This is a genomic window from Pedococcus cremeus, from assembly GCF_900111375.1.
Lineage (GTDB): Bacteria > Actinomycetota > Actinomycetes > Actinomycetales > Dermatophilaceae > Pedococcus_A > Pedococcus_A cremeus.
Genome location: NZ_FOHB01000005.1, coordinates 12,028 through 33,195, shown reverse-complemented (window position 1 = coordinate 33,195; position 21,168 = coordinate 12,028). Strand labels below are relative to the sequence as shown.

Genomic DNA, 21,168 nt, shown 5'->3' with positions numbered 1-21,168 from the left:
GGAATTGGAACTCACCATGACTGACATTTCCACGGCAACTTTGGCCTCGCACCAAGGCACCGGTGCGGTGACGCTCGAGAACGTCACGGTCACGTTCAATACCGACCGCGGCCGGGTGACTGCCCTTCAGGACATCACGGTTAGCCTTCCCGAGCACGGGTTTGTGTCGCTCCTGGGCCCGTCGGGCTGTGGCAAGTCCACGCTCCTCCGCGTCGTGGCAGACCTGCTTGACCCCTCGGCCGGCGACATCACTGTTCTGGGGCGGACGCCGGAGGAAGCGCGGAAGTCACGCGAACTGGGATTCGTTTTCCAGGACGCCGCGCTCCTCCCTTGGCGCACGGCTATCGAGAACGTACGTCTGCCGTTCCAGGTCGGCGGGGGAGCACGAGGCGAGGCGGAGTCACCCGAGAAACTCCTCGAACTGGTCGGGCTAAAGGGTCGAGAGAACGCCTATCCGCACGAGCTCTCCGGCGGAATGAGACAGCGTGTCTCCATCGCACGCGCCCTCGTCTGTCGACCCCGGGTCTTGCTGATGGACGAACCGTTCGGTGCCCTGGACGAGATCACGCGAGATCGTCTCAACGAGGAACTGTTGAGGATCTGGGAAGCGACGGGCACCACCATCCTCTTCGTCACACACAGCATCCCCGAGTCGGTGTTCCTCTCGCAGCAAGTGCTTGTGCTCTCTTCCCATCCCGGTCGCGTCCGCGAGCTCGTCGACATCAACCTTCCCTACCCCCGCAAGCTCGAGGTTCGCGACACCCCCGAGTTCACCGCCATCGCAGCCCACCTGCGCCGCCTCCTGGAGACCTGCTGATGTCCACAACTCTCACTGACAGGCGCATCACTGAAGGCCCAGAGCTGCCCGTGCAGAAGCGCCGCCGCCGTCCCACGCTCGGACGGATGCTCCTCCCCATCGGAGTCGTTGTCGGGCTGATTCTGGTGTGGCAACTGGCCTGTTCCGTCTTCAACATCCCCACGTACATCATTCCGTCTCCGGTAGAGGTGTGGCAGTCACTCAGTGAGAACTGGGCCATGCTGATGCAGAACACCTGGCCAACTCTCATCGAATCCGTTCTCGGCTTCGCGCTGGGCAACCTCGTGGCCATCCTTCTCGCCGTGTTGTTCGTGCACTGGAAGTTGGCAGAGCGCGCACTCATGCCGGTCGCGGTGTTCATCCGGACGATTCCCATCGTCGCAGTGGCGCCCGTGCTCGTGATCATGTTCGGTCAGGGGTACACGCCCAAGATCCTCATCGCCGCGCTGATTTCGTTCTTCCCCACGCTGGTCAACATGGTGAAGGGTCTCGAGTCGGTGGACAAGCAGTCGCTGGAGCTGCTCCGCGTGCTCTCCGCCTCGCGTAACGAGGTGCTCTGGAAAGTCCGTATGTTCGCCTCCCTTCCCTACCTCTTCGCGTCGCTGAAGATCGCGGCCGGCAACTCGGTCATCGGCGCCATCGTTGCGGAGTGGATCGGATCGCAAGAGGGACTGGGGTACCTGATCATCCAGGCGACCTACAACTTCAACACGCCACTGCTGTACGCAACCATGACCGTTGCCTCAATCATGGCGGTTCTCTTCTTCGGACTGATCGGCCTCATCGAGCGACTGGTGGTGACCTGGGAGGCGGACGTCAAGGCCTAGGCGAACACCACGTCGGCTTCCCCTCGCTTCGGCGCACTCCTGCGTGCGCAACCCGAACAAAGAAGGTATTGCAATGCTTCGATCAGACCTCAGGGTCTCTCGCAAAGACATCGACATGCCGGTGGTCAGCCAGTCCGACATCGTCGTGGTTGGTGGAGGCCCTGCTGGAGTGAGTGCCGCTGTCTCCGCTGCTCGTTCCGGGGCCAGTGTCACCTTGCTGGAGCGGTACCCCGCGCTCGGCGGCCTGGCCTCCGGCGGCATGGTTCTGGTGCTTGACGACATGGCCAACGGCTCCGAAATCTCCGTCACAGGGATCGTTTCCGAGTACGTCGAGCGGCTAGGCAAGATGGGTCTCGTTGTCGTCCCACCCGAGCAGGACCGCCACTCCTCGACGGAGACCTGGAACAAGTGGGGTCGATGGGGCACCTTCGACTTTCACTCGCACAGCAGCCCCAAACCAATCTGCTACGCAGCAGCCTTTGACCCCGACGGATGGAAACGTGTTTCCAACGACCTCGTCCGGGAAGCCGGCGTGAACCTGCGGCTCCACTCGTGGTTCTCACGCCCCATCGTCGAGGACGGGAGAATGGCCGGGGTCATCTGCGAGACCAAGCAGGGCCCACAGGCCGTCCTTGCGGATGTTGTCGTCGACACAACCGGCGACATCGACGTGGCATCCCGTGCCGGTGCTGCCTACACCAAGGACAGCTACCTGACCACGCTTGTCTTCCGCCTCGGTGGTGTGGATACCGCAGCGGCTGAGCGGTTCGAGCAGGAGAACCCGCGTGAGGCAAGGGCGATCAACCGCAAGGTCAAGCGCCTGCTCGGCGGTGCTTGGGACCTCTGGTGGCTCAAGACACCGGTCCCTGGTGTGGTCTGGTGCAACTGCCCGCACATGACAGGCTTCGACGGAACCGATCCGGCCTCACTCACAGCGGCCGAGTTCGAGGCAAGAGACAAGATGGTCGCCGCTATCGACTACGTACGCGAGAACCTTCCTGGATTTGAGAACTGCTACCTGCTGGACGTCGCGGAGCAGATGGGCGTTCGTCAGACCCGTCTGCTGCAGGGCGAGTACGTCGTCACCAAAGAGGACATCGTGGGCCGCGTCCACTTTGCGGATGCGGTAGCTCGTGGGCGCGACTACTACACGCCCTACCGAGCCTTGCTCCCGCGAGAGGTGGACCAGCTTCTTGTCGCTGGACGCCACTACTCCGCAACTCCGGATGCACAGCGCATGTCACGCGAGATTCCCCCGTGCATGGCCATGGGTCAGGCAGCCGGTATCGCGGCCGCGCTCGCGGTGGACAAGGGCATCACGGTGCGCGAGGTGGAGGCACCGCTTATTCAGAGCCGGATGAGAGAACAAGGTGCCGACCCTGGGGACCAGCCAGCGCCGAACGCCAGCGTCGCCGAGATGACGGAGGTCTGAACCATGTCAACTCCTACCGACAGCCGCACCGAGACGCCCGAGTCGCTCAAGGCGAATGAGGAACGCACGGCGCTGCCCCTTGAAGGCATCACGGTGATCGACTTCACCCAGGTCTACATGGGTCCCAGTTGCACGCAGATGCTCGGCGACTTCGGAGCCGACGTCATCAAGATCGAACGTCCTGGGGCAGGGGACCTCTCGCGGAACTCCATCCCGGACAAGGACGGACGCGACAACCCGATCTTCCTGTCCATCAACCGGAACAAGCGCAGCGTCTCGATCGACACGCGGACCCCGGAGGGGGTCCAACTGGTTCACGACCTCGTTAGGGACGCCGATGTCGTGGTCAGCAACTTCCGGTCCGGCGTCATGGATCGGATCGGCTTCGGGTACGAGAAGCTCAAGGAGATCAACCCCGGCCTCATCTGGGCCCAGGGCACGGGTTTCGGTGACGAGGGACCGTACAAACACAAGGGCGGTCAGGACGTCATCGCCCAAGCGTATTCAGGCGTGATGTGGCGCCGCGAGTCGCCTGACACCCCGCTCACGGTGTACCCGACGACGCTTTGCGACTACACGACTGGCATGCACCTCATGCAGGGCATCCTCATGGCATTGATCGCGCGCAACGTCACCGGCGAGGGGCAGCGCGTGGACGTCACGATGTACGACTCCATGCTTCACATGCAGATGCAAGAGGCGTGCATGCAGCTCAACCGGGGTTACGAAATCAACTGGGCCTCTATGCCCCTGAGCGGTGTGTTTGCCACGACAGACGGCGCGGTCTGCATGGTCGGCGCCTTCAAGGAGAACCCGCTGCGGCATATCTCCGCAGCACTAGAGCTCGGAGAGGACCTCTCGGAGCGGCCTGAGTTCGCCACCTTGGAGAGTCAGTTCGACCACCGTCCACAGCTCCAAGCGATATTCAAGGAGCGGCTAGCCACCAAGACCACGGACTACTGGGTGCAGCGGCTCGAGGCCGAGGACATCCTCTGTGCGCCGGTCCGTACGCTCGAGGAGGCGCTGGCTGACGAGCAGACACACGTGAACGGGATGGTCCTGGAGCTGGAGCACCCCACGGCTGGTCGCTACAAGTCTCTTGATGCCCCAATCAAGCTGTCCTCAACCCCACGGACCATCCGTCATGCACCTCCCCGGCTGGGTGAGCACAACGCTCAGGTGCTCCTCGAGCACGGCTTCAGCCAGGCGGAGATCGACAAGCTGGTCGAGGCGGGAGTTCTGCGATGACTGAGCGAGGGACGGCAACCGGGCCGCGGCAGGGGGCAGGCACCGATGAGGTGCGGTACGAGGTAGCTGACCATGTTGCGCGGGTAACGATCGACAGGCCTGCAGTGCTTAATGCCGTTGACGGCGCTACGCACGAGCGGCTGCGGGACATCTGGGCGTCCATTGAAGCGGACCCGGACGTGCGTGCCGTTGTGGTCACGGGTGCGGGTGAGCGGGCCTTCTGCGTCGGTGCCGACATGTCATCCGCCGCGATCGAGCAGACGGGGCTCGAGTACTGGGCGAAAGTGGACGCGGATGGTTTCGGCGGGCTCAGTCTGCGCACCACCTTGGATGTTCCCGTCATCGCGAGGGTCAACGGCTATGCCATGGGCGGCGGAATGGAGATGGTCTTGGGGTGCGACATCGTCGTCGCCTCCGAAGGTGCCAAGTTCGCCCTGAGCGAGCCGCGCGTAGGGAGGCTGCCTCTGGACGGCGGCATCACACAGCTGGTCCGCCGCGTGCCGTACACCCAGGCCATGGGGCTCTTGCTTACTGGACGTCGCGCATCCGCAGCGGAGATGCACCGAATGGGCCTCGTCAACGAGGTCGTGCCGGCCGACGAGCTGGACGCCGCGGTCGATCGATGGGTTCAGGACATCCTGGCTTGTTCTCCAAGCTCCCTGCGAGCCATCAAGCAAGTTGTCCAGCGCACCAGGCACATGACGGCGCAAGACGCCAGGACGCAACGTGTGCCCGCTTTGGTTGCTGCCCTGGACAGCGAGGACAGCAAGGAAGGCGTGCTGGCGTTCCAGCAGAAGAGACCCCCGGTGTGGACCGGCCGCTAGTTAGCCCAACTGTCCCGCACCTCAATAGAACGTCAGCAGCTCCTGGCGCAGGTACCACCTGACAGAACGAGCTGAGAGCAAGGAGTCACACACCATGAGTACATCTCCCCTGAGCAACGGCGTCTGGGGTGTCGTTGCGACGCCGTTCAATGGGTCCACCTACGACCTCGACGAAGGAAGCCTGGCTCGACTGGTTGAGCACTACGAGCAGGTCGGCGTCACCGGCCTGACCGTCCTCGGCGTGTTCGGTGAGGCGGCAGCACTCTCGTCCGAGGAGAGGCGAGCGGTCCTGGAGACCGTGGCGGACACGGTTGAACTGCCGCTGGTCGTCGGTGCCACCACGCTGGCCACTGCACCGGTGATCGAGGAGGTGCGTCTTGCGCAGGAGGTGCTCGGCGACCGAATGGCGGGTGCCATGGTCCAGGTCAACTCCGGCAACGCCGAGGTGCTGTCGCGGCATCTCAAAGCCGTGCACGAAGCGACCGGGGCTGGTGTCGTCGTTCAGGATTACCCGTTGGTCAGTGGGGTGCGCATCTCCGGCCAGGCCCTTGCAGCAGCAGCGAAGTCGCTGCCTTTCGTTATCGGTGTTAAGGCCGAAGCGCCACCGACCTCCACCGCTGTCCCCGCGTTGACGCAGGCTCTGGACGTCCCCGTCTTCGGGGGCCTAGGGGGAATCGGTCTCCTCGACGAGCTGGCCGGCGGGTCGGCTGGCGCGATGACCGGTTTCTCATACCCAGAGGGCCTGATTGCGTGTGTCGACGCATGGCGAACAGGGAACTACGAGGCCGCAAGGGAAGCCTTCCTGCCATACCTCCCTCTGGTGAACTTCGAACAACAGGCCGGGATTGCGTTGGCCATCAGGAAGGAGTGTCTGCGGCAGCGTGGTCTCATAATGGAGTCCTCCGTGCGACCGCCGGCTCTTCCGATGCCGGAAGTGCTCCTCGACCAGTTGAGGAGACACCTCAACGCCGTCGAGACGGCAACCACGTTGCAGGGCGTGCGCTGATGGATCTCGGACTGCAAGGACGCAGAGCCCTTGTCTGTGCCTCGACTGGGGGTCTGGGCGAGGCAGTCGTACGCGCCCTGGCTGCTGAAGGAGCACACGTGCTCGTCTCCGGTCGTCGTCGGGACCGGGCCCGCGCCATAGCCGATGAACTCAATGAGGCCGGCCCGGGTAATGCGACCGCGGTTGAATGTGACCTGTCAGAAGCTGACGGTCCACGTCGTCTGCATGAGGCTGCCGTGAACAAGCTGGGCGGCGTCGATGTACTCGTCCTCAATGGGCCGGGACCGAAGCCCAGCAGTGCCGATGCCGCATCATGGCCTGACGCCGAGCGGGCACTCGAGGTACTGGTCCGTCCGCATCTCGAGCTGATCCAAGCGACACTGCCCGGGATGCGCGAACGTCGATGGGGCCGCATCCTAGCGGTCGGATCGAGCGGCGTTGTGGCACCGTTGCCAAACCTCGCCATGTCTAACCTCGGTAGGTCGGCGCTGGCCGGGTATCTGAAGACGCTCGCCAGCGAGGTTGCTGCTGACGGCGTGACGGTGAACATGCTGCTGCCAGGCCGCATTGCCACCGATCGAGTGGCTCAACTCGACGCGGCGGCGGCCGATCGCGAAGGACGCACGCAGGAGGAGGTGTCTGCCGAGTCGCGCGCAACCATTCCGGCGCAGCGTTACGGCGACCCGGAGGAATTCGGATCAGTCGCTGCGTTCCTGTGCAGCTCACCCGCCTCGTATGTGAATGGCACTGCAGTCCGCTGCGACGGAGGGCTTGTTCGAAGCCTCTGACCACCCATGACTACCCAAATGAGAACTGGAGTTTTGCAATGACGACTGAGGTGCTCAACCTGATCGGCGGTCGGTGGACCGGTGAGCCACAGCATGAGCGGCGCAACCCTGCTCGACGGGATGAGGTCGTTGCGGCTGCCCCGCGCTCGGACGTCTCGGCCGCGGACGATGCCGTGACAGCTGCTGTCAGCGCTCAGCCCGGTTGGGCAGCCATGCCGGCTCCTGCTCGCGGTGCGATTCTTCAGGACGCTGCTGACATCCTGCGCCAGCGTCACGTTCAGGTTGCTGAGGACCTTGTCCGGGAGGAGGGCAAGACACGTGCGGAGGCCATGGGCGAAGTTCGCCGGGCCATCGACGTGTTGCGATACTTCGGCTCGCACGGCTGGCGGCTGGGCGGCGAGGTGTTGCCCAGCTCCCTTCCCGGAACGCAGGTGTTCACACGGCACGAGCCGATCGGCGTCGCTGCGCTCGTCACACCGTGGAACTTCCCCATCGCCATTCCCGCATGGAAGGCCGCGCCCGCGCTGATCAGCGGCAACGCTGTTGTCCTGAAGCCTGCGGAGCTGACGCCTCTGTCTGCCACCCACCTTGCCCGGGCCCTCATGGACGCGGGCCTCCCTGAGGGCGTGTTCAACGTCGTCCATGGCCGCGGCTCGGTCGTTGGGGATGCACTTGCTCGCGACAAGCGAGTCGGCGCACTGTCGTTCACAGGCAGCACGAAGGTGGGTCTGGGTCTTCACGAAGTCCTGTCTGCCAGGCGCGCAAGGGTCCAGTTGGAGATGGGCGGGAAGAACGCTTACCTCGTGCTGGATGACGCCGACGTAGCGGCAGCCGCAAAAGTCGTCGCCGCTGGCGGCTTCTCATTGACGGGCCAAGCGTGTACCGCAACCTCACGGGTCTACGTGACGGCTGGCGTCCACGATGCCTTTGTCGAGGCTCTCGCGCGCGAAGCAGGAAGCTATGTCCCGGGTGACGGTTTGGCTGAGGGCACCACCATGGGTCCCGTCGTCAGCGACGAGCAGCTGGCCATCGACGCGAACGCTGTCGCAAAGGCGCGTGAGGAGGGTGCCACCGTCGTGGTGGGTGGAAGCGAGGCCGAAGGCTCGTTCTTCCGGCCCACCGTTCTGGCTGACGTCGCGCACGAGTCCGACGTCGCGCGCAACGAGGTCTTCGGGCCGGTCGTCGCGACCATGAAGGTGTCGGACTACGACGAGGGCCTGGCCCGAGTCAACGACTCGCAGTACGGGTTGACCGCGGGAATCTGCACCACCAACCTCCGAGCAGCCCATGACTTCGCTGCGCGTGCCCACGTCGGCGTGGTCAAGATCAACCGTCCAACGACTGGGCTGGACCTCAATGTGCCCTTCGGCGGTGTCAAGGACTCGTCGTCCAACACCTTCCGGGAGCAAGGCCCCTACGCCATTGACTTCTACACGTGGGGCAAGACCGTCTACCTGGGGCAGGAGTAACCGCAAAGTGACGACCGAAGTGCAGCCGCTGCACATTGCGTCCCTTCCTAAGGCTGAGTTGCACATGCACTTCGAGTCGTCACTGCGGCCAGCCACCGCTTCCTATTGGGCCACCCGCTACGGCCTGCCTCTGCCCCAGGAGGGGCCGTTTCAGGGACTGAGTGACTTCGTGGTGGCCTACGAAGGTGCGCGTGACCTCGTTCGGTCTCTTGGGGACGTGAGAAGGGCTGCCTCCGAGCTGGTGCGGGATGCCGCGGCACAAGGGGTGGTCTGGTCTGAGGTGCACCTCATTCCGCCCACCTACGCAGGGCGGCTAGGCCCCGAAGAAGGCATTGTCGAAGCCGTCCTCTCCGGTTTTGCGGATGGCTCCAGTCAGGCGGCTGCGGAAGGTGCCCGCCCCAGCGCCGCCGGCTTGATCATCGGCATCAACCGAGGGCTGGGCCTTGAGGCAGCAGAGCGCTCGCTCGCCCTTGCGATGCGCTACGCGGGTGAAGGGGTGGTCGGTCTTGGCTTGGCCGGCGACGAGGCCCGGTTCTCCGCCTCACCCTTCGCAGATGTGTTCCGACGTGGCCGCGAGGCCGGGCTCTCTGCCCTTCCTCATGGGGGCGAGGGAGCTGGGGCTGAAAGCGTACGGACGTGCGTGGAGGACCTCGGCGCTACCCGCATCTGTCATGGAGTGCGCGCAGTTGAGGATCCAACAGTCGTGGCTCTGCTGCGGGAGCGGGGCGTCTCCTTGGACGTCTGCCCGCACTCGAATGTGTCCCTGCGGGTCTCCCCGTCGCTTGAGCAACATCAACTGATCGGCTTGCTCGAGGCGAAAGTCAAGGTGACGCTGAACAGCGACGGGCCCTTGTTCAGTGGTGCCACGGTCAACGAGGAGTACGAGGCGGCACACATGAAGATGGGCATTCGCCCGGATGGCCTCGCGCGGATTGCCCGGACGTCGATCGAAGTGAGCGCGTGCCCCTCTCCTCTGCGCCAAGAGGCGCTCCGTGGCGTCGAAGAGTGGCTGGAAAAGCAAAGCGCCTTTGCCGATTCCGACTGCGTGACCGCTGACTGATTGCGATCACCAGGCACCACCGCCTTCGTGAGGAGTTTCCTTGCTGGCTCAAACGCGGCTTCGCCGCGGGCCTCCGGCACATACGGGGGCAGCGCCGCGGTGCAGGACCAGGGCGCTGCTCTCAGCTCAGGCTGCGTTCACCTACTACGGCGCTAGGGACGGCGGAGGCCTGCGCGTGCATGGGTGCCGTAAGCCCCAGCCTCCACCAACCAGCCCGCCTGGGAGTCCAACCCCGTTGGGCTGAGTCCCGTACCGGGCATCGCAGCCGAGCACCTCCCAGCGGATTGGGCTGTGGTCAAATGCGCAGACCCATGTTGTTGCCTAGGTGCCAGCCCGACGCGCTACGTCCCCTTCTAGGTCGTCGATGACCTTGTTGAGGTGGGAGACCGCTCCGGAGAAGCTGCGGTAACGGATGTTCTCCGGGCTCGCCTTGGTACACAGACGGAAGCGAAGAGCCCGTAGACGCTCCTGCATCTGCTCGAGTTCGCGGATCACGGCGCGGTAGTCCTCGTCCATGGCATTGATGTTGGCCAGTCATCGAGGCGACGCCAAGAGGCAAGGCTGTGCGTGGGCACAAGATGGGCACATGACAACCGTGTCTGACGCGTTCGAGTGGTCGAAGTTGACTCCGTTCGTGCGGCAGGCGCCGTTGGTGCCGACCTCTGAGCGTGCCCACAGACGCTCGCAATGAATAGGTCAAGGGTTCGATTCCCTTAGGCGGCTCAGTAGGCGCCCCCGGTCCGCCGGGGGGCGTTTCTGCTGGGCGGGACGGGTCCAGCCGGCGGCGTGGGGACGCGCGGCAGCCCAAGGGAAGCAGGGTCACACCCCGCGGAGGGGCCCCGTGCGCACACGATCCACACATGGCGGTCGAGATTCGCACCATCCGCCCCGCCGCCCCCATCCCGATGCCCGGTCACTTTCCTCGCGCGTCGGCGCACAAGAACACGCGCAGATCCGCGTGGTGACCGGCGAGTCGAGCGCTCGGGACGCCTCGCTGTCGGCCAGCTCTGCGACGCTCCCGCATGTGCGCGTAGGAACGTGGAACTTGGCTGGACGCTGGTCGTCAGATCATCGGGACCTCATGACACGGCAACAGTGCGACGTATGGCTGCTGACAGAGGTGCATCCGGCACTTGATTTTGAGGGATATGAGGGCCACCGGACAGTTGAGAGCATCATCGGTGCCCGGAGCTGGGCGGGCATCTGGTCCAGATCCGCAGTTCTCGGACTGCCCGATCCTCACCCGGCGAGCTGCCTTGCGGTCGTCGAAGGCACCACCTTCTGCAGCTCGATCCTGCCGTGGAGGTCCGCCCGGTCGGAGCATCCCTGGGTTGGCGGCAACCACGCCGCCAAGACTCAGTCGACTCTCTCGGATCTTGTGCCGCGTCTGGCCGAACATCGCCCGCTCGTGTGGGGCGGCGACTGGAACCACAGCCTGGAAGGCCCCGAGCGTGCAGGGTCCATGGCTGGCCGCCGGCAGCTGCAAGAGGCGCTCGCCGGGTTGGGGCTCCGCGCCGAAACGGCTGGCCTTCCTCACCGTCTTCCTGGCGTCCGAAGCATTGACCACATCGCGATCGACCGGCGGTTGCAGGGGGAAGCACGGGCCGTCCTGGCTGTCTGTCGTGAACGGCGGCTGTCTGACCACGATGCCTTCGTGCTCGACTTCGAGGAGCGTTGAACCTGGCGCACGTGCGAACACCAGGTGGGCTTTCGGGCGGTGTGCCATTGACGCCGACGCATCGGCCCGCGCCCGTCATGAAAAGGTCAAGGGTTCGATTCCCTTAGGCGGCTCAGACGACGCCCCCCGGTCCGCCGGGGGGCGTTTCTGCTGTTCGGGTGTCCCCTCGTCGAGTTCGCGCACCTCAGTGGCCAGTCGTTCGCGCACCACCACTGGACTCCTTTTGTCCTGATCCGCCGCGCGAGGTTAATGCTCCGTTGTCGCCGCCGTCACCTCACGCACGACCGCGCGGGGTGAGGTTCTCCAGGACGCTCGTCCCTTTCCTAGGAGGACCCATGAAGACGAAGACGACGGTTGTAACCGCCGGTGTGGCAGGCGCCGCGCTGGTCGCTGCAGCGCTCGTAGCTCCCGCGGTGGCGACGGCCTCCGGCCCGTCATGGCCGGGAGGCTCTGTCTCGCAGGCCAACCCGCGAACCGGCATCCAGAACAACGTCCTCGCGCCCGGTCTCTCGCAGACCTCAGTGGCGTGGGGAGCCCTGCCCCTGACGAACCCCGACGCGTCGGCCGGTGTCACGCACTACGGCTACGTGACGACCACGGGCGGTCCGCTGACCCAGGACGCGCATGAGGCCTACAAGACCGAGCCCGACAAGAACGTCTACCTGACGTTCGGCGGACGTCACTTCCTGTACCAGGGCCACGAAGGCGGCCCGCGGGGCTACGTGACTCGCATCGACCTCGACGAGGCGGACCCGGCCAAGCGGGTCTCCCTCGTCGCGGACGCCGACGCGAACGGCAACCCGCTCCCGACGTTCGACGGCATCACCTGGGACCCCTTCAGCAAGCAGCTGCTGCTGACCGCTGAGGCGAAGGCCCCCAAGGGTGGCGTCTGGGCCGTCTCGCTCGACGGCGCCGGAGCACCCGCCACGGGCAAGGCCGTTGCCCTCCCTGCCCTGGGGTCCGGTGGCTACGAGGGCGTCCAGAACGACTCGGACGGCAACGTGTGGCTGGTGGAGGACATCGGTGGTGCCGCAGCGAGCGGCGGGAAGAAGCCGAACAGCTTCGTGTACCGCTTCCGCCCCGTCGACAAGACCGACCTCACCCGCGGCGGCACCCTGCAGGCCCTGCAAGTCAAGCGTTCCGACGGCTCTCCCATCACGGCAGCCCAGCTCGCCGCCAACCCTGCCTCCCGCGACATCGCTGACCTGCACAAGCCCGGCACGTCGTTCGCCACGAGCTGGGTCGACGTGCACACCGGCACCGACGCGTTCGATGCGACCGCTTCCGCAGCGGCTGCGGACGCCACCCCCTTCAAGCGTCCGGAGAACGGGGTCTTCCGCCCCGGGACCGGGTTCGGGGAGTTCTACTTCACCGAGACGGGTGACACGAGCACAGCGAGCACCCTGCCCGGCGCCCACGGCGGCGTGTTCCGTGTGAGCCAGACCTCGCCCTCGGCGAGGAACGGGCGCCTCGCCATCGTGGTCGCCGGGGACGTGAAGCACAGCGGCCTCGACAACATCGCCTTTGCCACCAAGGACAAGCTGCTGGTGGTCGAGGATGCCGGTGACTCGCTGCACCAGCAGCGCAACGCCCTCGACTCAGGCTTCGTGGTCGACCTGCGGCGTGCTGACCGGGCGGGCCACCACTTCACCCGCTGGCTGGCCGAAGGCCGTGACGCCTCCGCCCTGTATGACGCCACGACGTCACCGGGCTACAACGACGGTGACAACGAGGTGACGGGCATCCACGTCTCGGACGGCGATGCGAGCGTCGGCGGGCTGCTCGGCGCCAAGGTCCCCGCGCCTTTCGACGGTCACTGGCGCGTCTTCTGGACCCAGCAGCACGGTGACAACACCACGTGGGAAGTCAAGGCCACGAGCGCGGTGCGCGACAGCGACTGACCGGCAACCCGCTGGCCCGGACGCTCATCGACTGGCGAGTCGCCCACTGGGCGACTCGCCGGTTCGACTGTGTGCCCCTGCCGCTCAACCGGCCCCCTGCTGGTCGGACGCCGATACGTGCTCGGCCGCGGAGACGTGGCCGGTGCGCACCAGCTCGTCCGCGAGGTCGGCCAGCCGTCGGTTGCTGCGTTGGCTGACGACCCTCAGGAGATCGAACGCCTGCTCGGGGCTCACCTTGTGGCGCTCGACGAGGATCCCGATGGCGGCGCCGATCGAACGGTTGGTCTCGAGGGCGACCCGGAGGGTCTCGGCGCGGTAGGCCGCCGTGGCCGCGTCGATCGCGATGGTGGCGTGCTCCGCCAGCAGGGCGGCACGGGTCTGGGCGCACTCGTCGAAGGCGTCCGGCACGTTGCCGTACAGCGTCAGCACCCCCAGTGGCTTGTCACGCAACCGCAGCCCGAAGGACAGAACGGAGCGGATGGGCGTGCGGGCCACCATCTCCGACGGGTAGCTGCCGTACCGGCCCTCCGCGGTGAGGTCTCGGCTGTACTCGACCGTCCCGCGCTTGAAGGCGTCCCAGCCGGGGCTCGTGCCGATGCTTCCCGCGATCTCCGCAACCGTCTGCATCAGGTCTTCGTCGGTCCCCGCGGAATGCCGTGCGGGTTGGGAGCCGAGGTGATCAGCGGCGGCGACGGCCGCCCAGTCACACGGCACGAGGTCGACGGCGCAGGTGACGAGCTGCTCGAGAGTGGGCCGCATCGCGCCCAGCTCCGCCAACGACCGTGCAAGGGCCGCGAACACCTCGGCGGTCCCCAGGTCGTCGGCAGCGGCGGACGAGGTGTCCGCCCCGTTCCTTGTCGGAACCACACAACGAGCCTAAGGACGGCCACGGTCGTCCACAAGAGATCTTCCCAGCGCTGAGGTCTCGACCGGACCGGCGCGATCACGACACGCACCGTTCTGCGGCCCACCACAGGCAAATGCCCCTTCCGCGATGCCGGATCCGCACTTGCGCGTACGCCGTTCTCCACCATCGGTGCGATGTGGTCTCCTCCCCGTCTCACCACCATGGACGTCTCGGCACCGGCGGGTGACGAGACGTCCGGCGCCGAGGGGGCGCGGGACCGGTGTCGAAGGGGTGGCGCGATGAAACTGATGGAACGGCTCTTCGACAACGCCTGGTACGTCGCCAGCGCCGATCCGACGGTGCGGGCCGACATCGCCGCCGAGCTGCTGCGAGCCGAGCAGGCGCACGACGTGGCCGTCGCCGAGGTGCAGCGGGCTCGCGAGGTGTCCTACGCCGCCGTCGCCGTCGCCCTGTCGGGCATCAACTCCACCCGCGCCGCCCTCGGACGAGCCCAGACGAAGGCCGAGGCCGCCGAGCGCTGCACCCACGTCGTCGATGGCCACGCCTTCGCCGTCACCCGGGCCGTCGGGGTCACCGGGGCCCAGGAGGTCGTCGTGACCTCCTGCACCCTCGACCGCACGGCCACCCTGAGGCCCCCGCTCGCCACCCCCTTCTGGACGGCTCGGCTCGTCGACCCCTCTGCCGGCACGGACCGGGAGGTCCACCTCGGCAGCGACGAGCACGAGTCGTTCGAGCAGGCCTGCCGCTGGGTCGCCGTCGGCTCGCTCTGACGCAGCGCTCCGGGGCGGGCACCTCATGCGCTGCGGGTGAGCCGCCCCCGCTGGCCTGACCCGTACCGTCAGCGTGTCGACACCGAGCGGTGTCGACCTCGCGGAGCGGGAGGAGTCCGACCGTGCTGATCCTGGGGGTCCTGGTCATCGGTCTGGCTGCGGGCTGGGCCGCTCACCTGCTGGTGGGCCGTGGCGAGCCCAACTACGCGCGACTGTTCATCGTCGGCCTGGCGGGCTCCTTGCTCGGCGGGCTGATGGGAAGCCTGCTGTTCGGGGACGGCCTCGCACTCCGCCTGAGCGGCATCGTGGGTTCGGTCGCCGGGGCGACGCTCCTGCTCGTCGTGCTGAACAGCCTGGGCGTGACGACGTCGAAGCAGCAGTCCCGCTCCTGAGGCCGGTGCAGCCGGGACTCGAGCGCGCCGTCAGTGCAGCAGTGACTTGAGCGCGATCATCACGACACCGAACAGCCCGGCCACCACCGTCGAGACCACGCGCTCACGGGTGGTGAGCTGGCCCTTGCGTCCCATGGCCCACCCTGCGACGCAGAGCAGCACCGTGCTGCACACCAGCGCCGACAGCACCGCGCCGTAGAGCTCGACCCCGAGCAGGCTGAGCACCGAGAGCACCGCGAGCGGCAGGTAGGACGCGCTCACCATCTCCCAGCCGTCGGTGAGCTGTTCGCGGGCCTGCGCCCACGTCGGCCGGTGGCCCCGGTGGATGCGCTCCGCGACCAGCCGCGCGTAGCGCTCGGCGACCCAGTAGATGACCAGCGTCACGAGCACGGCCACCACCACGGCCAGGGCCGTCTCGGCGTGGGCGGCCGCCATCACCCCGGCACTGACGATCACCCCGTAGATGGTGGCGGCGGTGCTCTCCTCGGTCGGCACGGAGCGGCGGGCGGAGGCCATGGGCCAGCGTCGTCACGGCAGTGCCGCCGTCACAACCTCCCGATGGGTGATCTCACCCAGACTCAGCGCCGGCTCAGCCCGCCCGCTCGATGATCTCCTGCGCCACCCGCTCCGGGCAGGTCTCGGGCAGCCAGTGGCCGGCGGCCACCTCGGCGAACCGGTAGTCCGCGGAAACGTACCGCGCGGTGCGCTCGGCGGCCGCGCGACCCAGCGCCGGGTCGGAGGTTCCCCAGACGTACGTCGTGGGCACCGTGATCCTCCGTCCTCCGGAGGACCCGTCGCCACCGTCACGGTGGTCGGCACCGTCGCGACCTCCTCGGCCGAGTCGCAGCGCGCGGTACCAGTTGAGGCCCCCGGTGGCCGCGCCCGGCTCGCGGAAGCGCGCGGCATACCGCTTGACGTCCTCCTCCGGCAGCCCGCTGCGCCGCAGCACGAGCGGCAGCGTCTGCCGCAGCACCAGCTCGGGCAGCACCGGCAGCTGGAAGGAGGCCATGTACCAGCTGCGCAGCGCCTGGTCGCCGTGGCGGAAGGCCCACGCCATCGCCCGGTGGTGCGGGGTCGAGAGCACGGTCAGGCTGCGCAGCCGGTCGGGGTGGCGCTCGGCGAAGGCCCAGGCGACCGACCCGCCCCAGTCGTGGCCCACGAGGTGGGCCCGTTCGACGCCCGCCTGGTCGAGCAGGGCGAGCACGTCACCGACCAGCTCACCCATGCCGTATGCCGCGGCGCCCTGTGGGCGCGCCTCCGGCGAGTACCCCCGCTGGTCCGGTGCCAGCGTGCGCAGGCCTGCCGCGTGCAGCAGGGGCGCGACGCGGTCCCAGGCGGTGTGGTCCTGCGGCCAGCCGTGCAGCAGCACGACGACCTCACCGTCCGCCGGGCCCTCGTCGGAGACGTCGAACGACAACCCGTCACGGGTGCACCGGTCCATGGGCCCGACCGTACCGGCCGGCCGTGGGCCCCGCGTGCCGCCGGACCCCGGTCGAGGGCGTCGGTGCCCGCCCGTGCGCAGGGACCAAGGGCCCTGCCCGGTGGCCGGGACCCGCTCCTAGCGTGACGACGAGGAGGCCAATTCGGGAGGGTGTGCCATGTTCCGTGACCGTCGTGACGCAGGCCGGCAGCTGGCGCAGGGCCTGAGGCGCTACCGGGGGCCTGACACGCTGGTGCTCGGCCTGCCGCGCGGGGGAGTGCCGGTGGCGGCGGAGGTGGCAGCCGCGCTGAACGCGCCCCTCGACGTCATCGTGGTCCGCAAGCTCGGCGTCCCCTACCAGCCGGAGCTGGCCCTGGGGGCCGTCGGCGAGGGTGGCGTCACCGTGGTCAACGACGAGGTGGTGCGCCACTTGCACATGAGCGAGGCCGAGCTCTCGACCGTGGCCGCCCGCGAGCGCGACGTCGTCGCCGTTCGGGCGCTGCGCTTCCGGCCGGACCGTCCTGCCCTCTCGCTCGAGGGGAAGGTGGCCGTGATCGTCGACGACGGCATCGCCACCGGGTCGACCGCCCACGCGGCGTGCGGCGTGGCCCGCGCCGCCGGTGCCGCCCTGGTCGTGCTCGCCGTGCCCGTGGCGCCGGCCGACTGCCACCCCGAGCACTGGCCCGAGGTCGACGAGTTCGTCTGCCTGCAGAGGCCGGAGCAGTTCTGGGCCGTCGGGCAGTTCTACGACGACTTCGGCCAGACGACCGACGACGAGGTGGTGGCCCTGCTCAAGCTCGCGGCGGCGGCCTCCGCGCCGCTCGCCGACGGCGATGCTGCCGAGCACGGGGAGCCGGTGCGCCACATCGCGCCGGAGCGGGCCACGGTCGACGAGGACGTCGACGTGCCCATCGCCGGCACCGCGCTCCAGGGCCACGTCACGCTTCCGGCGGACGCGACGGCGATCGTCCTGTTCGCCCACGGGAGCGGCAGCAGCCGGCACAGCCCCCGCAACCGCTACGTCGCCTCGGTGCTGCAGGAGGGTGGCCTCGGCACCCTGCTCTTCGACCTCCTCACGCCCGCCGAGGAGGCGCACCGCTCCAACGTCTTCGACATCGACCTGCTCGCCGAGCGCCTCGTCACGGTCACCGACTGGGTGGTGCGCCAGCCGTGGGGCGCCCCGCTCCAGATCGGCTACTTCGGGGCGAGCACCGGGGCGGCAGCGGCCCTCGCCGCGGCAGCCGTGCGCACCCGGCAGATCGCGGCGGTCGTCTCCCGTGGCGGCCGGCCCGACCTGGCCATGCCGGTGCTCGACAAGGTCACCGCCCCCACCCTGCTCATCGTCGGCGGCTGGGACGAGATGGTGCTCGAGCTCAACCGCCGGGCGCAGCGGCAGCTGCACTGCGAGAACGAGCTGGCCATGGTGCCCGGCGCCACGCACCTGTTCGAGGAGCCCGGGACCCTGGCGCAGGCCGCCCGGCTGGCCCGCGACTGGTTCGTCGACCACCTCGCGCGGCAGGGCAGCGTCACCGTCTGACGGCATACGGACCCGTTCGGCGCCGTTCGCCCGGGTACGCGAGAATTGAACGGTGAACGACGCCCGCCCCCGCGAGTACCCCCTGGGAGGGCGGCGGGCCTGGTCGGTCTACGTGGCGGCGGTCGCGATCTACGTGCTGGCCGTCTTCCACCGCAGCTCGCTCGGCGTCGCCGGGCTGCTCGCCGCCGACCGTTTCGACATCGCCGCGACCCAGCTGTCGGTCTTCACCATGGTGCAGCTGTTCGTCTACGCCGCCATGCAGATCCCCGTCGGGGCGCTGCTCGACCGGTTCGGCCCCAAGCGGCTGCTGGTCGCGGGCGTGACGACGATGACCCTGGCGCAGCTCGGCTTCGCGTTCGCCGAGTCGTTCGGGTTCGGCATCCTCGCCCGGGTGGCGGTCGGCATCGGCGACGCCATGGTGTTCGTGCCGCTCCTGCGGCTGGTGGCCCTGTGGTTCCCGCCCTTCCGCATCCCGATGGTCACCCAGCTCACCGGTCTGCTCGGCCAGATGGGAGCCCTCGTCGCGGCGTCACCGCTGGTCGCCGCGCTGCACCACTTCGGGTGGACCCCCACCTTCGCCTCGGCCGCGGCGGTGGGTGTGCTGCTCGGTGCGGTGCTGGTGCTCGTCGTGCGCGACTCGCCCTACCCCGACCACGAGCTCGACGAGATCAAGATCCGCGCCCTCGCGCGGGCGCTGAGAGCCGCCTGGTCGACCCCCGGGACCCGCCTGGGCCTGTGGTCCCACTTCACCGTGCAGTTCGGCGCGACCGTGTTCGCGCTGCTGTGGGGCTACCCCTTCCTCGTGGCCGGGCAGGGCCTCGACCCGGGCACGGCCGGCCTGCTGCTGATCCTCATGACGCTGACGGCCGTGGTCGGCGGGCCGCTCATCGGCACCTTCGTCACCCGCTACCCGTTCTCGCGGTCGACGCTGATGCTCGTCATCGTCGCCTCGATCATGACGATCTGGGCGGTCGTGCTCCTCTGGCCGGGGCGCTCGCCGCTCTGGCTGCTCGTCGTGCTCGTCGTGGTCACCGCGGTGGGCGGCCCGGGGTCGATGGTCGGCTTCGACCTCGCCCGCACCTTCAACCCGCCCACCCGGGTCGGCAGCGCCACCGGCATCGTCAACGTGGGCGGCTTCGTCGCCTCGCTGTCCACCGTCATGCTCATCGGTGCAGTCCTCGACAGGGTGGCGCCGGGCGGCCCGTCGACCTACACCGTCGACTCCTTCCGGGTGGCGATGTCGGTGCAGTACATCGTGTGGGCCATCGGCACCGTCCAGATCCTGCGCTACCGCCGCCTGGTGCGGCGCGACCTCCGCGAGAACAACCCCGAGGTGTATGCCGCGCTGCGCGCCGGCGAGGTCCAGCTCCCGTCCTGACCTGCGAGAAGGCTCCTCGAGGGTCTCTCGCGGGTGGTCTGGAGTGACAGCAGCGAATTTGTGACCGTTTCGCAACCTTTCGGGGCTTGAACGTGCCACGAGCCGTCTGCCTGCTGAAAAACATCCGTGTGATTCCCGAACTACACGGATGTCATTTCGCCACAGGGCCTTGGAGCCGCGGTATTGGTGTGACAACTGGGGCTGACGTGAAAATCGGGCTCTACGCTCATGCGGCTGACACACCTGCGAGAAGGGTCCGCCGTGCCGAGCAGTCACCCCGCCCACCACGTCTTCGCCAACCGCACGCTGCGGCTGGCCGTCACGACGTCGCTGTGCGCGTGCCTCGGGCTGGCCACCGCGGTGGCCGCGGCCGCCGACCCCGAGCCCGTCTACCCCTCGCAGAAGCAGGTGGACGCGGCCAAGAAGGCCGCCACCAGCACCGCCGGCAAGGTCGCCGCGCTCGACGCGAAGTACGCCGCGGCCTCGGCGCACCTCGAGGACGTGCAGACCAGGGCCGCCGCTGCGGCCGAGGAGTGGAACGGCGCCCGGCTCGAGCTGCAGCGCAAGCAGCAGGCTGCCGACGAGGCGAAGGCCCGGGCCGGCGTAGCCCAGAAGCAGGCGGACACCGCGTCGCTGGCCGTGCGGCGCTACGCCGCGGCGGTCTACCAGCAGAACGGCAGCCTCGGCGACGTCGAGGCCTTCCTCAGCAGCGAGGGCCCGCAGGAGCTCCTCGACCGAGCCGCTGCCCTCGAGGCCGTGGGGGCCGCCCGCAACCGCACCCTGCAGGAGGCCTCCGCCACGGCCGCCACCGCCGACACCGCGCGGCGCCAGGCGGCACAGGCCGAGGCGCAGCAGCTGGCGGCCGCCCAGCGCGCCGAGGACGCCCGCCGTGCGGCTCAGGCCCAGGCCGACGCAGCGGTGGCCACGGCGGCCCAGATCCAGCACGAGCAGGAGCAGATGGCCACCGAGCTGGCCCACCTGCGCAACACCTCCGTCGCCCTCGAGCGCCAGCGCCAGGACGGCCTCCGGGCCGCCGCCGAGGCTCGCGCGGCCGCCGCTGCCGCCGCTGAGCAGGCGCGGCTGGCCGAGGCCCGCGCCCAAGCCGCCCGCGACGCCGCCGCGAAGAAGGCGGCGCAGGAGACGGCCCAGCGCGCCCGCGAGGAGGCCGCCCGCCAGGCCGCGGCTGCACGCGCGGCCGAGGAGGCCGCTCGCAAGGCGGCCGCCGACAAGGCGGCCCGCGACCGCGAGACCGCCGCGCAGCAGCAGGCACCGCGACCGGCCGCCCCCGAGCCCGCACCCAGGCCTGCACCGGAACCGGCGCCGCAGCCGGCCCCCGCGCCCCCGGCCCAGAGCGGTGGCGTCTCCGCCGTGCTCGCCTACGCCCGCGCCCAGCTCGGCAAGCCCTACCAGTGGGGCGGCGAGGGCCCGAACAGCTTCGACTGCTCCGGCCTCACGCTGATGGCGTGGCGCCAGGCCGGGGTCTACCTCTCGCACTACACCGGCGCCCAGTGGGGCGAGACCTCCCGCGTGGCCATCAGCGACCTGCGTCCCGGTGACCTGGTGTTCTACGGCGCCGATGGGCCGACCAGCCACCACGTGGGTCTCTACATCGGCGGGGGACAGATGATCGAGGCGCCCCACGCCGGCGCGAACGTCCGCGTGGCCTCCATCTACCGCTCCGAGCTGCTGCCCTACGGCGGCCGGGTCGGCTGACCCCACGGCACACCTCGCCACACCTCGCCACACCCCACCC

20 protein-coding genes are annotated in these 21,168 nt (G+C 68.3%); 16 read left to right on the top strand and 4 right to left on the bottom strand.

Annotated features, from left to right (window positions below):
* Nucleotides 1–67: 67 nt before the first annotated feature.
* The 9 genes from BMW78_RS10920 to add all read left to right on the top strand — a co-directional run bounded on the left by BMW78_RS10920 (nucleotide 68) and on the right by add (nucleotide 9,471).
* The gene (locus tag BMW78_RS10920; protein WP_245735792.1) at nucleotides 68–817 is read left to right on the top strand and encodes an ABC transporter ATP-binding protein; all 750 of its coding nucleotides are present in this window, start codon (nucleotides 68–70) and stop codon (nucleotides 815–817) included.
* The gene (locus tag BMW78_RS10915) at nucleotides 817–1,644 is read left to right on the top strand and encodes an ABC transporter permease (protein WP_091759270.1); all 828 of its coding nucleotides are present in this window, start codon (nucleotides 817–819) and stop codon (nucleotides 1,642–1,644) included. The genes BMW78_RS10920 and BMW78_RS10915 overlap by 1 nt, the downstream gene beginning before the upstream one ends.
* A gap of 73 nt (nucleotides 1,645–1,717) precedes the next feature.
* A complete protein-coding gene (locus BMW78_RS10910) occupies nucleotides 1,718–3,076 on the top strand; it encodes an FAD-dependent oxidoreductase (protein WP_091759267.1) in 1,359 nt (452 codons plus the stop codon).
* Nucleotides 3,077–3,079: 3 nt separating this feature from the next.
* A complete protein-coding gene (locus BMW78_RS10905) occupies nucleotides 3,080–4,324 on the top strand; it encodes a CaiB/BaiF CoA transferase family protein (protein ID WP_091759264.1) in 1,245 nt (414 codons plus the stop codon).
* Nucleotides 4,321–5,148: an enoyl-CoA hydratase-related protein gene (locus BMW78_RS10900; RefSeq protein ID WP_091759262.1), complete on the top strand. Its 828-nt coding sequence runs from the start codon at nucleotides 4,321–4,323 to the stop codon at nucleotides 5,146–5,148. The genes BMW78_RS10905 and BMW78_RS10900 overlap by 4 nt, the downstream gene beginning before the upstream one ends.
* 94 nt (nucleotides 5,149–5,242) lie before the next feature.
* Nucleotides 5,243–6,154: a dihydrodipicolinate synthase family protein gene (locus BMW78_RS10895; protein WP_091759260.1), complete on the top strand. Its 912-nt coding sequence runs from the start codon at nucleotides 5,243–5,245 to the stop codon at nucleotides 6,152–6,154.
* Complete coding sequence (locus BMW78_RS10890; RefSeq protein WP_091759258.1) at nucleotides 6,154–6,942, top strand: SDR family oxidoreductase; 789 nt, start codon at nucleotides 6,154–6,156, stop codon at nucleotides 6,940–6,942. Before BMW78_RS10895 ends, BMW78_RS10890 begins: the two co-directional genes overlap by 1 nt.
* Before the next feature lie 38 nt (nucleotides 6,943–6,980).
* Nucleotides 6,981–8,411: an aldehyde dehydrogenase family protein gene (locus BMW78_RS10885; RefSeq protein WP_091759256.1), complete on the top strand. Its 1,431-nt coding sequence runs from the start codon at nucleotides 6,981–6,983 to the stop codon at nucleotides 8,409–8,411.
* A 7-nt stretch (nucleotides 8,412–8,418) separates the two neighbouring features.
* Nucleotides 8,419–9,471, top strand: coding sequence for an adenosine deaminase (gene add, locus BMW78_RS10880; RefSeq protein ID WP_177180355.1), 1,053 nt, complete (start codon nucleotides 8,419–8,421; stop codon nucleotides 9,469–9,471).
* A gap of 321 nt (nucleotides 9,472–9,792) precedes the next feature.
* On the opposite strand, the gene BMW78_RS10875 is transcribed toward add, so the two are convergent.
* Nucleotides 9,793–9,987, bottom strand: coding sequence for a hypothetical protein (locus tag BMW78_RS10875; protein WP_091759252.1), 195 nt, complete (start codon nucleotides 9,985–9,987; stop codon nucleotides 9,793–9,795).
* A gap of 325 nt (nucleotides 9,988–10,312) precedes the next feature.
* Here BMW78_RS10875 and BMW78_RS20460 point away from each other — a divergent pair, with 325 nt between their 5' ends.
* Together BMW78_RS20460 and BMW78_RS10865 are read left to right on the top strand one after the other, a co-directional pair.
* Complete coding sequence (locus tag BMW78_RS20460) at nucleotides 10,313–11,149, top strand: endonuclease/exonuclease/phosphatase family protein (RefSeq protein WP_342707726.1); 837 nt, start codon at nucleotides 10,313–10,315, stop codon at nucleotides 11,147–11,149.
* A gap of 335 nt (nucleotides 11,150–11,484) precedes the next feature.
* A complete protein-coding gene (locus tag BMW78_RS10865) occupies nucleotides 11,485–13,050 on the top strand; it encodes an alkaline phosphatase PhoX (protein WP_143056221.1) in 1,566 nt (521 codons plus the stop codon).
* An 84-nt stretch (nucleotides 13,051–13,134) separates the two neighbouring features.
* Here the strand turns inward: BMW78_RS10865 and BMW78_RS10860 are convergent, their stop codons facing one another.
* Entirely contained in the window at nucleotides 13,135–13,917 is a 783-nt protein-coding gene (locus BMW78_RS10860) for a GAF and ANTAR domain-containing protein (RefSeq protein ID WP_091759246.1), read from the bottom strand.
* Between the two features lie 279 nt (nucleotides 13,918–14,196).
* On the opposite strand from BMW78_RS10860, the gene BMW78_RS10855 reads away from it, so the two are divergent.
* Both BMW78_RS10855 and BMW78_RS10850 read left to right on the top strand, forming a co-directional pair.
* A complete protein-coding gene (locus BMW78_RS10855) occupies nucleotides 14,197–14,688 on the top strand; it encodes a hypothetical protein (RefSeq protein WP_143056220.1) in 492 nt (163 codons plus the stop codon).
* A 122-nt stretch (nucleotides 14,689–14,810) separates the two neighbouring features.
* On the top strand, nucleotides 14,811–15,080 hold the full coding sequence (locus BMW78_RS10850; RefSeq protein ID WP_091759242.1) for a hypothetical protein: 270 nt from the start codon (nucleotides 14,811–14,813) through the stop codon (nucleotides 15,078–15,080).
* 30 nt (nucleotides 15,081–15,110) lie between these two features.
* Here the strand turns inward: BMW78_RS10850 and BMW78_RS10845 are convergent, their stop codons facing one another.
* Together BMW78_RS10845 and BMW78_RS10840 are read right to left on the bottom strand one after the other, a co-directional pair.
* Nucleotides 15,111–15,596, bottom strand: a complete 486-nt coding sequence (locus BMW78_RS10845) for a hypothetical protein (RefSeq protein WP_091759240.1) — start codon at nucleotides 15,594–15,596, stop codon at nucleotides 15,111–15,113.
* Nucleotides 15,597–15,669: 73 nt separating this feature from the next.
* Nucleotides 15,670–16,521, bottom strand: a complete 852-nt coding sequence (locus BMW78_RS10840; RefSeq protein ID WP_091759238.1) for an alpha/beta fold hydrolase — start codon at nucleotides 16,519–16,521, stop codon at nucleotides 15,670–15,672.
* Between the two features lie 157 nt (nucleotides 16,522–16,678).
* Between BMW78_RS10840 and BMW78_RS10835 the strand changes: the two genes are divergently transcribed.
* From BMW78_RS10835 to BMW78_RS10825, 3 genes are all read left to right on the top strand, one after another.
* Nucleotides 16,679–18,037, top strand: a complete 1,359-nt coding sequence (locus BMW78_RS10835) for a phosphoribosyltransferase family protein (protein WP_091759236.1) — start codon at nucleotides 16,679–16,681, stop codon at nucleotides 18,035–18,037.
* 52 nt (nucleotides 18,038–18,089) lie between these two features.
* Nucleotides 18,090–19,415, top strand: coding sequence for an MFS transporter (locus tag BMW78_RS10830; RefSeq protein ID WP_091759234.1), 1,326 nt, complete (start codon nucleotides 18,090–18,092; stop codon nucleotides 19,413–19,415).
* Nucleotides 19,416–19,676: 261 nt separating this feature from the next.
* The gene (locus BMW78_RS10825) at nucleotides 19,677–21,128 is read left to right on the top strand and encodes a C40 family peptidase (RefSeq protein ID WP_091759232.1); all 1,452 of its coding nucleotides are present in this window, start codon (nucleotides 19,677–19,679) and stop codon (nucleotides 21,126–21,128) included.
* The last annotated feature ends 40 nt before the right edge of the window (nucleotides 21,129–21,168 follow it).